This is a genomic window from Butyrivibrio sp. AE3009, from assembly GCF_000420845.1.
GTDB lineage: Bacteria > Bacillota > Clostridia > Lachnospirales > Lachnospiraceae > Butyrivibrio.
In genome coordinates this window covers 16,880-29,570 of sequence record NZ_ATVS01000025.1, presented here as the reverse complement: position 1 = coordinate 29,570, position 12,691 = coordinate 16,880, and the positions used below count along the sequence as shown (strand labels likewise).

Here is a 12,691-nt window from a genome sequence, read left to right as displayed (position 1 = left end):
GAACAAATGAAGTAATTACGAAGGAATAACAATAGTTATTGATGATAGAACAGGATTTTTTTGACAAATACGGCTCCGGGCTGAATGACAGTCAGCTCGAAGCAGTTAAGACCGTGGAGGGACCGGTTCTGTTACTGGCGGTACCGGGAAGCGGCAAGACGACGGTTCTTGTGAACAGGCTGGGGTATATGCTGTATTGCAAGGGAATTGCTCCGGAGCATATATTGACGCTGACCTATACAATTTCCGCAACCAGGGACATGGCCGAGAGGTTTCAGAAGCTTTTTGGCTCCGAGATGGCAGGAAGGCTGGAGTTTAGGACCATCAACGGAATCTGCGCCAAGGTCATAGCCCATTACGGCAGGATCATCGGCAAGAGCTCCTTTGAACTTGTTACAGATGAGAAGCTGACAGGTAAGCTCCTTAGCGATATATATGTCAGAGTGATGAAGGATTATCCTACAGAGAGTGATATCAAGACGCTTCGTACACTTATCACATATTGCAAAAATATGTGCCTTACGAAGGATGAAATCGATAAGCTGGGTAAAGATCAGGGGATTGAACTTCAGCCCATATATGAGGCTTATAACAGCGAATTGAAGGCACGTAGTCTAATGGACTACGACGATCAGATGATATATGCCTACAGGATGCTCAAGGGTTCCAAAGATCTGCTTGAATTTTACCGCAACAAATATCGATATATCTGTGTCGATGAGGCCCAGGATACCTCCAAGATTCAGCATATGATAATATCTCTTTTATCGGGAGAAAAGGGGAATCTTTTCATGGTGGGCGATGAGGACCAGAGTATCTATGGTTTCCGCGCTGCATATCCCGATGCTCTTCTTAATTTCGAGAAGGAGCACCCCGGGGCAAAGGTGCTTGTTATGGACAGAAACTACAGGTCCAATGCCAATATCGTGATGGCTGCTGACTATTTTATCCAGAGCAACAAGAGCCGCCATGAGAAGCATATGTGTGCTGACAAGGCATCAGGAAGTGATATTAGTCTCCTTGGTCTTGAGAGTCGTGAGGGCCAGTACAAGTATCTGCTCAAGGTGGCCAGGGAAACAGACAGGCAGACGGCGGTGCTGTACAGAGACAACGAGAGTATTCTGCCGCTTGTGGATATTCTGGAGAGGGAGCAGGTTCCCTACAGGATCAAGAGCGCAGACATGGCCTTTTTTACCCACAGAGTTGTGGTGGATGTGACAAATATGCTGAAGTTTGCGCTATCTCCTGCAGATCCGGAGCTGTTTATGAAGATATACTTCAAGTTCCAGGCATATCTGCGAAAGCCCGACGCTGAGGCTATGTGCCTTATCGCCGACAGGGATCATTCGGGAATTCTGGATGCGGCGGAGAGTATTGATATACACAAGAGGGTTCTTGCTAACTGCAGGTCGCTGCGAACCCATTTCAGGAACATGGCTTCCGAGAGCCCCTATAAGGCAATCAACAGGCTTGAGAACTACATGGGCTACGGAGAATACCTGGATTCCAACAACATGGACAGCAACAAGCTTTTTATCATGAAAATGCTGGCAAAGAACGAGAAGACTATCCCTTCCTTCCTGGAGAGGCTTGAGGAATTAAGGCTTATTATCACGGAAAAAGAGCCTGATTACAGCTCTAAGTTCATTCTTTCAACAATCCATTCCAGTAAGGGTCTTGAGTACGATTCGGTTATCCTTATGGATGTGGTAAACGGTGTTTTCCCAAGTAAGGTGGTAAAAAAGCTTGAGAAGGCCACGCCGCAGGAGATTCGGGACTTCGAGGAGGAGAGAAGGATCTTCTACGTTGGAATGACCAGGGCTAAGGAGAAGCTGTCCATATTTAAGTATGATGACAAGTCTTCCGTGTTCCTCAAGGAGCTGACCCATAAGGACAAGAAGAAAGCGGCAGCAGAGCCAAGACCGAGGAAAGGTGCTAAGCAGACGATGGTGACACCTCTTCTGAAGAAAAAGAACGCAGCTACTGTGGTGAATGAAGAGGATCTGGCACAACAGCTTATCATCGGCGAGAGGATCAAACAGGAGAAATACGGCTCCGGAACTATCGTCGACGTTAATTATGACGATGATGAGATCCCGACGAAGTTCATAGTGAGGTTTGACGACGGCGAAGAGAGGATATTTGTGTTCCCCGTTGCTTTCGCCATGGGAATGAGGATTGCCTCCGAGTGAGGTTATATAGCCAAAAGGCAGGTGAGGTAAGGTATGAAAAAAACAAGAAAAGAAGTAATGATCATCTTTGCGGTACGTGTATGTCTGTGGATCACAGCACTTGCTTCGACGATTTACTGGATCTATTATTCTGTGAAGCTCCACAGGGAGGGGATTTTTGATCCGAGTTTATATGCAACGCTTCTTAGGCCGGTGCTGTATACCTGCCTTGTTATCGCAGTAGCGGCGGTGTGCATAAGCTTTGCCCTGCGGGCCTACAGCAAGAAGAAATTCGGCTGAGAATAATGACAAAAAATAATGCTTCAGGCGACAGAAAATGAATTTCTATTATTGACATGCAGGGTTAAAATCATATAAGTGTTTTGATGGATTTTAAGAAATATAAGGATAATGGAAATGAATGAACAAAAGTCTGCAGTACTGAATATGACTGAAGGAAGCCCACTTTCCCTGATAATACGCTTTTCAATCCCCATGCTTATCGGCAATCTTTTTCAGCAGCTGTATAACCTGGTGGATTCTGTTATAGTGGGACAGTTTGTGGGAGCTGATGCCCTGGCGGCTATTGGAGCAACAGGCTCGGTGACCTTTTTGTTTTTTGCCCTGTGTAACGGTATTGGAAGCGGCGGAGGAATCATAACCTCCCAGTTCTTCGGCAAAGGAAATGACAAAGAGATAAGGAGCTGTATTTCCAATACCGGATATATAATGCTGGTGTTCCCCTTAGTGGTGGGAGCGCTGGCTTTTCTGCTGACCGCGCCTATTCTGGCTCTTCTTGATACTCCCGCAGAGATCATGAGGGATGCGGTTATTTACATGCGCATTATGTGCGTAAGTCTTGTGTTTGTCTCACTGTATAACTACGCTTCTTCAATGCTGAGGGCTCTTGGAGACTCCAAGACACCTCTTTATTTTCTTATTTTTTCCTGTATTCTCAATACAGCGCTGGATGTGCTGTTTGTATGCGGTCTCCACACAGGTGTTGCGGGAGCCGGCATAGCTACGGCTATATCACAGCTGGTATCCGGCATCAGCTGCATGCTTTATGCCATAAGGAAAAATGAATATTTCAAAATGTCCAGGGAGGACCTTAAGTTCAACTCCTGTATATCCCTTAAGGTTCTAAGGCTGGGAATCCCGCTGTCTCTGCAGTTTTCACTGATAGCGATATCCTGTATGGCGCTTCAGAAGGTTGTTAACTCCTTCGGAAAAGTGGCAGTTGCCGCATTTACCGCCACCAGCAGGATCGAGCAGATCATTCATCAGCCCTATCAGACCCTTGGCGCAGCCCTGTCCACATATACCGGGCAGAATTACGGAGCTAACAAGAAGGACAGGATCTTTGCGGGATATAGGACGAGCCTTGTGCTCATGGCGGTCTTTTCCGTGCTTATGCTGCCTGTCATGCAGCTGTTTGGTGAGCTGATAATCCGCATTTTTGTTGAGGATGAAGCTGTTATTGTGATGGGAGCCAAGGCACTTAGAATAACAAGTGTTTTCTATGCAATGCTGGGACTTATCTATGTTATTAGAGGTGTCCTCAACGGGCTTGGCGACTCTTTCTTCGCACTTTTGAACGGTATAGTGGAGGTTATCGGAAGATTTTTTGTTCCTGTGATGCTGACAGGGATCGCTGCCATAGGCCTTTGGGGAATCTGGTGGTCCGTTGGTATTGTCTGGTCTATAAGCGGCCTCACGGCATGGCTAAGGTACTTGAGCTATAAGAGAAAATTGTGAACAGTTTTTGAAATTGCGAACAATGTAATTGAATAAAATATAAATGATGTTATAATCATATCCGACTGTTGTTTTTGCTTTTTGAAGAAAGAGGTTTAAAATGAAAAGCTTTGTTGAACTGGCTAAAACCAGAAGAAGTGTAAGATCATTTGATGGAAATTCGCTCCCCGAGGAGACTCTTAAGGAGCTTAAACAGTACGCCGAAGAGGCATCCAATCCCTTCGGTATCAAGGTCAGATTCGAATTTCTTGATGCAGATGAGCACAAGCTCTCAAGTCCTGTTCTCACAGGAGAGAAGTGCTATGTCAGCGGCGTTGTTGCCAGGGGTGAGCACGCTGAGGAAGCTTACGGTTACAGCTTTGAGAAGCTCCTTATGAAGGCCCATGAGATGGGACTTGGTACAGTATGGATCGGCGGAACAATGCCAAGAGAGAAGTTCGAGCAGGCTACAGGCCTTGCAGAGGGCGAGATAATGCCCTGTATGAGTCCTCTGGGCAAGACTGCCAGGAAGATGTCTGTAAAAGAGGCAGTTATGAGAAAGGGTGTCAAGGCGGATTCAAGACTTAAGTTCGAAGAGCTGTTTTATGTAGGCAATTTTGAGACTCCAATGACTGAGCAGTATGCCAAGGAACATGGCCTTTTCGATGATCTCGAGGCGGTAAGAGTAGCTCCTTCTGCTGTAAACAAGCAGCCCTGGAGAGTAGTAGTAGAGGGCCAAAAGGCTCATTTCTATGAGAAGCATGACAAGGGCTATATGACACCTGATTACGATCTTCAGAAGATCGATCTTGGAATTGCCCTGTATCATTTTGAGAGCCAGCTTGTTTCAGAGATGAGAAAGCCTGTGCTTTCCTTTGAAGCTCCGGCTGTAAAGGCCCCTGAGGGTGTGGACTACGTGGCTACATATTCATTTTAAGCCCCTCTTTTTATACTAATTTAAGAAATTTGCATATCGGCAGATGGTAAAATTGTAGAGTACATAACGTTTAAGGAGATTAAATGTATGAAGAGAAAACTCACTTTTTTACTATCTGCCGTTATTATGTTTATTATGATTATGTCCGGTCCCATGAGTATTGAGTCCAAGGCTGCACGGGTGCTTCCTTTTCTTTGTTAATCTTCAGGAAAATGTAAAAAAGCGCACAGCGAGCTTTATAAAGAGTAAGAATGCTAGTAATGCGGCCTGATCGGCCTTAAGTTTTGAGGGGGAAAAGATGAAAAAACGTGTGATTTCTTTTTTGATGGCTATTGTTCTGATGACTACGGTCGTATCCTGCGGAAAAAAGGATAGTGGCACAGTATCGGATGGTACTGCGTCCCGGAATAATACCGCAGCACAGGATAATACCAAGACACAGGGAGCTTCCGGTGCTCAGGGAAATGAACAGGTCCTTATAAACGAGGGAGAAGATACAGAGACCAAAGTAGAATACAGAGACTATGAAGGTGAGAACAGCAGCATGTTCCTTGAAAAAGGGGATAAAATTGCTGTGATCTCACCTTCTGCGCTTCCAAGCAGGGAACAGACAGATTCCACAATTCAGGGACTGAAGGACTGGGGGTACGAACCTGTTGAAGGTAAGCACGTATGCGATGAGACCAGGAGCCTTGATGATGTTATGGAAGATCTGACCTGGGCTCTGGAGGATCCGGAAATAAAGGCAATTTTCTGCGTCCGTGGAGGGTACGGTGCCTCAGAGGTGGCAGATGCGCTGCCTAAGGAGAAGATTAAGGATGCTCAGAAGCTTATAATCGGCTACAGTGATATTACAGTCTACCATTCTGCCTGGACTACAGCAGGCATTCCTTCAATTCATTCCTGCATGAGCGGAACCTTTAACGGGCTTCCCGATAGCTGTTTCGAAGCGACAGAGAAGATATTGGAAGGGGAAATGCCTTCCTATACCTGTGAAAAGGATGAACTTGGCATAGAGGGAACGGCTAAGGGAGTTCTGATCGGAGGAAATCTGGCCACTTTAACCGCTGTGTTGGATTCAGCCTATGACTGCACCAGGACAGGGAAGCCCTATATTCTGTTCCTGGAGGATGTGGGGGAGAATGTTCAGCATATTCACAGATATCTTACGGTGCTGAAGCACAACGGAGTACTTGATAACGCAGCCGGCATCGTATTTGGAGAGTGGGCGGAGCTTCCAACGGACCTTGGTGATTACAGTGGCAGCAGCCGAGGCGGCAAGTTCGAATCCGTTGCGGATATGATAACAAGGCAGTTTTTGGCTGATATCAATGTTCCCGTGGCCTTTGGATTTCCTGCGGGACACGGCGACATCAACTATCCGCTTCTTATGGGAGAGATGGCAGAGCTTAATGTTAACGCTGATAATTTCACACTTACCTGTGGAGTGCAGGATGATGTCGAAAGGCTCCTTGGTCAGTGGACACTAGATGAAAAGATAGAGCAGATGATGCTGGTTTCCTTCCGTAAAATGGAGGATACTTCCGCAGAAAACGGCGAAGAAGCAAGCACAGAGGCCATCAATGTGACCTCTGTAAATCAGACCATGGCGGAGTATTTTAAGCAATATGGCTATGGCGGAGTACTGCTTTTCGGAGAAAATTTCGTAGACGCAGAGCAGACAATGAATCTGATCTCAGATATGCAGGCTGCTTCAAGGTTGCCCTTATTCATAGCAGTTGATCAGGAGGGCGGAAGTGTAGCTCGTGTGAGCTTTGGAACCACAGGAGTTGGAAATATGGCCCTTGCAGCCACCGGAGATCCGGAAAATGCCGGGAAAATGGCGGGGATCTACGGCAAGGAGCTGGCTCTTCTTGGAATAAATATGGATTTTGCTCCCGTTGTGGATATCAATAATAATCCCAACAACCCCGTTATTGGAGTGCGCTCTTTTTCCGATTCACCAGAGGTTGTTTCTGAGTATGCTGTTTCGTATATGAAAGGTCTTCATGAAAACGGTGTTATTTCCTCCCTTAAGCATTTCCCCGGGCATGGAAATACAGATACCGACTCGCATACAGGTTTTCCCAGAATTGATCTTAGTTTGGATCAGCTAAAAGAAAATGAGCTTATACCTTTCAAGAGTGCCATTGATGCCGGGGCGGACATGGTCATGACTGCCCATATCCAGTATCCGGAGATTGAGACGCAGACCTACACATCGATTTCCACAGGCGAAGAGGTATACATTCCTGCCACCATGAGTCACAGGATACTTACGGACATTCTGAAGGGTGAAATGGGCTTCAAGGGGGTCATTGTTACTGATGCCCTTGATATGAAGGCAATATCGGACAATTTTGCACCGGAAGATGTTATGCTCATGACAATTAATGCCGGAGCGGACCTTATTATGCTTCCGCCCATACATAATATGGCGGAATTTGAGCAGGTTCATGAAATGATCGAGACAGCCAAGAGACTTGCTAAGGAGGGCAGGATCTCCGAAGATACCATCGATGATTCTGTAAGAAGGATACTGACGCTGAAGCAAAAGTATGGACTTCTTGGAGATTATGCAGATAATGCATCTGAGGAGCGTCTTGCCACCGCTAAGGCAGGCGTAGGCAGCAGTGAGAACCGTCAGGTGGCCTGGGATATGGCAGAGAAGGCTCTTACACTCCTTAAGAATGAGAATGACGCTTTTCCCGTAAAAATTTCAGAGGGAGAGTCCACACTGATACTCTTCTCCGACAGCTGCGCAAGCCGCATAGGTACCGGCGAACTGGTGAAGCAGATGCTGAAGGAACAGGAAGTCTATGGGGATGATTCTCAGATAGTTGTAATGAAAAATGACGCTGAGAATGCAGCAGCCTGCATCGATGCCGCCAAGGCAGCAGATCACTGCATTCTTGTTCACAGAATGTATCAGAAAGAAAACCTTGATCCAACGAATGAAGAGGGCATATCCTCCGGCGTTTTTGACAATATTATCGACAGTCTCCATGAAGACGGCAAAAAGGTTATCCTTATCTCCTGTCAGCTTCCCTACGATGCGGCGAGGTTTACTGACGCAGACGCTATTTTGCTGTCCTACAATTCAGGTGCAATGACGCAGATTCCGCCTGAGTCCGGGGCAGGCAGTGCCTATGCCCCCAACCTTGCGGTAGCGCTGATGGCCTGCTTTGGCGACGGCAACGTGACGGGAACTCTTCCTGTTAACCTTCCCAAGCTTGACGATTCCTACGGTTTTACCGAAAATATACTCTATAAGAGTGGCAACTGAGGTAAAGAAAATTTAAAAAACTTAAGACCGGGGTATTGACTCGGCCCTTGGGGCAGCCTTTAACATCAGGTTATGACAACAGATAACCTATACAGAGAAGGCAGGAGGACCTATGAAGGAAAAGATGACATCAGGGGAGATAGCCAAGCAGGCAGGGGTTTCAGCCAAGGCACTGAGGGTATACGATGAAAAAGGGCTTCTTAAGCCCGTGGGGTATTCCGAAGGAAATTACAAGCTCTACGACAAGAGCTCACTTATGATACTGGAGAAGATCATCGCACTTAAGCATGTGGGCTTTAGTCTTGAAGAGATCAAGAGCAGTCTGGAAAACGATGAGCAGGAGTCCATTGAGGCGACTTTAAGAAAGCAGCTGCAGCTCATGGAGGACAGAATCTATCAGCTGCAGAAGTCCGCAGGCTGCATCAAGGCAGCGCTGGCACGAATCGATGAGAATCCCGACTGGGACGATGTGGCGGACATTATCAGGAAGATGGAGTTTAGCCAGGGACAGGACGAGAGAAGATGGTATGCGGCAAGTCACGCTGCTGACGGTATAGAGTGGTACGTCAAGATCTATGATTCCCTGAATTTTGAAGAGGGTGACAGAGTGTTGGATCTGGGGTGCAGCTTCGGATTGTTATGGAGAGAGAACTGGGACCGAATCCCCGTGAATTTTCAGGTGGATGGCTATGATATTCATGGTAACTGGGCCGACGATCTCTATGAGTATCTTAAGGGGAACAGGAGCACTTTGCCCAAGGACAGCGATATTCAGGTCATCTTCAGTAATCTTGAGCTGGATGAGACCTGGGACAGAATCAGGGAAAAGAGGTACACCAAGGCTGTTGCTCATTACCTCTTGAACTATATTGAGGGCAGAGAGAAGTTTGTAAGAAACGTCTCAGAATCCCTTGTGAGTGGCGGATTGTTCTCCGTTAACACCTATGGCATTAGCAAGATGGACAGCTTCTGGGAGAAGATGATAGCCGATATGGGGCTTGATAACTCTTTTGTCATCGCAAGAAGAGATGAGCTGAAGGCCAATGAGGATGCTTTCAAGGAAGAACTCTCCGGATATTTCAAAAGAGTAGATCTGGTGGCGCTTCCCTGCCCGATAATCTATGATGATGCGGAGCTTTTATTCCAGAGACTAACCAAAAGGTACGCCGGAGGCATCAGATATATTGAGCAGAACAAGGAGAAGATCCTGGCTTTCCTTGATAAAAAGATACAGGAAGAGGGCTCCATTGTGATGGATAATGACAGCGGCTTCTTCCACTGCTACAAATGAAGTCAGATGCCGGAAACTAAGCAATAATTGAGATAATCACAACAAGATTGTTTTGGAAGATTAAGGGCCTTGTATGCTACATTAAGAGATGTGGTATACAAGGTTTTTTATGGGAAAAATAATGTATCGGAGGATATAGATTAATGGCACAGAATGCAAAGATTACCGTTCATCCTGCATACAAGATCGGCGAGATCTCAAACAGGCTTTTTTCGGCCTTTTTGGAGCCAATAGGCACTATGGTGAACGGAACAATGTTTAATCCCAAACATCCTACAGCGGATGAGCAGGGATTTAGAAAAGACTGGATTGAGGCACTTAAAGAAACGGGCCTTCCCGCAGTCAGAATGCCGGGAGGCAACTTCGTATCTGCCTGGGAGTGGAAGAACTCAATAGGACCTAAGTCTGAGCGCAGGGTTGTCCTTGATCCCGCCTGGCATCAGTATTACACCAATGAGGTGGGACATGATGAATACCTGCAGTGGGCACAGAAAGTCGGAACAGAGCCTCTTTATACAGTAAACATGGGAACCGGCACCATTCAGGATGCTATGGACCTGGTGGAATATACCAATCATGAGGGCGGCAGTTACTGGTCAGATCTTCGTAAGAAATACGGCCATGAGGATCCCTATAATGTTAAGATGTGGTACCTTGGAAATGAGATGGACGGCCCCTGGCAGCTGGGCTCCTGGAGTAAGAATCCCGATGGCTACGGCTACAAGGTCCTTGAGACCTCCAAGGCCATCAAATGGATTGATGAGACCATTGAGACTGCAGTATGCGGTTCCTCGGCACCCTTTATGGAGGGCTTCCCTGAATGGGATCAGAATGCCCTGGATAAGTGCTATGACGTAGTTGATTATGTGTCAGTTCATCACTATCACAGCGCTCCTCCCGGAGATATCAAGGCACTTCTCGGCGGAGCACTGTACTACGAGGACTTCATCAACACTGAGGTTGCCATGATCGACTATGTGGCTTCCAAGCACAGATCTCCCAAGCAGGTCAACATCTCTTTTGACGAGTACGGCGCCATGGTAAGGCCACTGCAGCCTCTTAATCCCGGCTATGGCCGTTACAATATGGCCCGCAACCACTACCGTTTTGATCCGGAGAGAAGATATATCCGTCATGACCCCGACAATATGCCTGAGCGCAGATTCCCCGGAGGAGATATGCTCCACGCACTGTCTATGGCTTCAATTCAGCTGGCACTTCTTCGTCACGCCGACAGAGTTAAGATCGGATGTATGACAGGCGGACTGGGAGCTCTTGCTGCATCAGACCATGATCATATCTGGAAGTCAGGCTCTCACTATGTATTCATGCAGCTGCTGCAGTATGCAAAGGGTGTATCCCTTGATACCAAGGTAGAGTGCGAGATCTACGATATGCCCGGTTACGCCATTGAGGATACCTCACAGTACACAGGAAAAGAGGGTGTTAACTTCATTGATTCTGCCAGCGCCTGGGATGAAGAGAACAAGCGCCTTACGGTGTTTGTGATCAACAGAAATGAAGAGAGCGAATATCCTCTCACAATTGATCTAAAGGGCTTTGAAGGCTACAAGCCGGCAGCAGCTTATCGTATGCACACTGATGACCTGGAGCTTAACAACTCCTTCGAGAACGAGAAGCTTATCGCCCCTAAGGAGGAAGAGAACTACACTTTTGAAAACGGCGAATTCAAGCTTCATGTTAAGCCACTTTCCTGGAATGTGTATGTTTTTGAAGCTTGAGTTAGATATGATATATTGAGAATTGTGACTAATCTAAAACATGACTTTAGATTAGTCACAATTTTTATATTGAAAAGCTTTCTAATTATGGCTAAAATAAAATTAGACTTTAGATTAGTCGGAGGTGCATATGTCATATATTGAGAGAGCAATTTCAAATGTGGTCTTAACAAGAGCCAAGACCAGCAAATGCCTTTTGCTAACAGGATCCAGGCAGGTAGGAAAGTCAACGCTTCTTAAGCATATATTTGCTGATTATAACAGGGTTACATTTGATGATAAGTTAACCCGTCTTCAGGCAAGAGAAGAACCAAGACTATTTTTCCTAAATAATCCACGACCTCTTTTCATTGATGAGGTTCAAAAGGAAAATGGAATTTTGGAAGAAATAAAGGTAATAGTCGATGAATCAGAGGACAGAGGTCAGTTTATCTTTTCCGGTTCTCAGAAGCTGGAGCTTATGAAGGGAATGAGTGAATCTATGGCAGGAAGAGTGTCGGTAATGGAACTTGGCGGACTGTCCCTGAGAGAAATAAACGGCATCGGATTCAATCAGCATTTTGCACCAACTGATAAATATCTGGCGGATCGTGAAAAAGAATTAAAGTTCTACGACAATATTTGGGAAATAATCCATAAGGGTTCTTACCCCGAACTATATGATGTAGAAAGAGACTGGCAGGACTTCTATTCTTCATATGTGGATACTTATCTGGAGAGGGATATCAATGAGCTGATTACAGCAGATAGTATTACTTTCCTGAAATTCTTGACTGCAGTGGCAGCCAGGACCGGAGAAATCCTTAATTACGCCAACATTGCCGGTGACGTGGGTGTTTCAGAGCCTACGATCAAAAGCTGGATTTCAATATTGGAGCGAACCGGTATTGTATATCTTTTGCAGCCATACAGCTCCAGTGCCCTATCCAGGGCAATTAAATCTCCAAAGATATATTTCAGAGATACAGGCCTTGCATGCTATCTGACCCGTTGGCTTACCGCAGATGCGCTGAAAAACAGTGCTGTAGCCGGAAACATGTTTGAGACTTTTGTAGTTTCAGAAATATTAAAATCTTTTTCAAATGAAGGGATTGATTATAGATTCAGTATTTTTTACTATCGCGGAAAAGATAGGTCTGCATCAGGAGAGAATGAGATAGACCTGATAATTGAAGAAAATGGGATGCTTTATCCGGTTGAAATCAAAATGACCGGTAATCCCAAGGCAAATATGGCAGGAACAAACCAGATTCTTGATAAGATTCCGGATAAGAAAAGAGGCATTGGTGTGATACTTTGCCTGATAGATAAAAAAACTTATCTCAGAGAAAACTTGTTGGCACTGCCGATAAGTTATATTTGATGGGAAGAATAAGTGAAATGTAGCAATCATAATGACCAAAGTAAGTGATTCTATCTCAAGGAGCGTGTGCCTGTCCCCATCTTACATTGGAGACAGGTTTTTTTATTGTTGACTAATTCTTTCTTTCGGGTTATAGTGATTTTGTTACGGAAAACGTTTTCCGA

General features: G+C 45.8%; 8 protein-coding genes. All 8 read left to right on the top strand.

The annotated features are described in order from the left end of the window. Nucleotides 1-41 precede the first annotated feature (41 nt). The 8 genes from G588_RS0112765 to G588_RS0112725 all read left to right on the top strand — a co-directional run bounded on the left by G588_RS0112765 (nucleotide 42) and on the right by G588_RS0112725 (nucleotide 12,527). Nucleotides 42-2,192: an ATP-dependent helicase gene (locus tag G588_RS0112765; protein WP_022779128.1), complete on the top strand. Its 2,151-nt coding sequence runs from the start codon at nucleotides 42-44 to the stop codon at nucleotides 2,190-2,192. Nucleotides 2,193-2,225: 33 nt separating this feature from the next. Continuing rightward, entirely contained in the window at nucleotides 2,226-2,471 is a 246-nt protein-coding gene (locus G588_RS0112760) for a hypothetical protein (protein ID WP_022779127.1), read from the top strand. 117 nt (nucleotides 2,472-2,588) lie between these two features. Further along, nucleotides 2,589-3,929, top strand: coding sequence for an MATE family efflux transporter (locus tag G588_RS0112755; RefSeq protein WP_081644346.1), 1,341 nt, complete (start codon nucleotides 2,589-2,591; stop codon nucleotides 3,927-3,929). Between the two features lie 100 nt (nucleotides 3,930-4,029). Continuing rightward, nucleotides 4,030-4,845, top strand: coding sequence for a nitroreductase family protein (locus G588_RS0112750; RefSeq protein ID WP_022779125.1), 816 nt, complete (start codon nucleotides 4,030-4,032; stop codon nucleotides 4,843-4,845). A 298-nt stretch (nucleotides 4,846-5,143) separates the two neighbouring features. Beyond that, on the top strand, nucleotides 5,144-8,131 hold the full coding sequence (locus G588_RS0112740; RefSeq protein ID WP_022779123.1) for a glycoside hydrolase family 3 N-terminal domain-containing protein: 2,988 nt from the start codon (nucleotides 5,144-5,146) through the stop codon (nucleotides 8,129-8,131). A 112-nt stretch (nucleotides 8,132-8,243) separates the two neighbouring features. Beyond that, a complete protein-coding gene (locus G588_RS0112735) occupies nucleotides 8,244-9,422 on the top strand; it encodes a MerR family transcriptional regulator (RefSeq protein ID WP_022779122.1) in 1,179 nt (392 codons plus the stop codon). Between the two features lie 143 nt (nucleotides 9,423-9,565). After that, nucleotides 9,566-11,164, top strand: coding sequence for an alpha-L-arabinofuranosidase C-terminal domain-containing protein (locus G588_RS0112730; RefSeq protein WP_022779121.1), 1,599 nt, complete (start codon nucleotides 9,566-9,568; stop codon nucleotides 11,162-11,164). A 130-nt stretch (nucleotides 11,165-11,294) separates the two neighbouring features. Continuing rightward, entirely contained in the window at nucleotides 11,295-12,527 is a 1,233-nt protein-coding gene (locus G588_RS0112725; RefSeq protein ID WP_022779120.1) for an ATP-binding protein, read from the top strand. Nucleotides 12,528-12,691 lie beyond the last annotated feature (164 nt).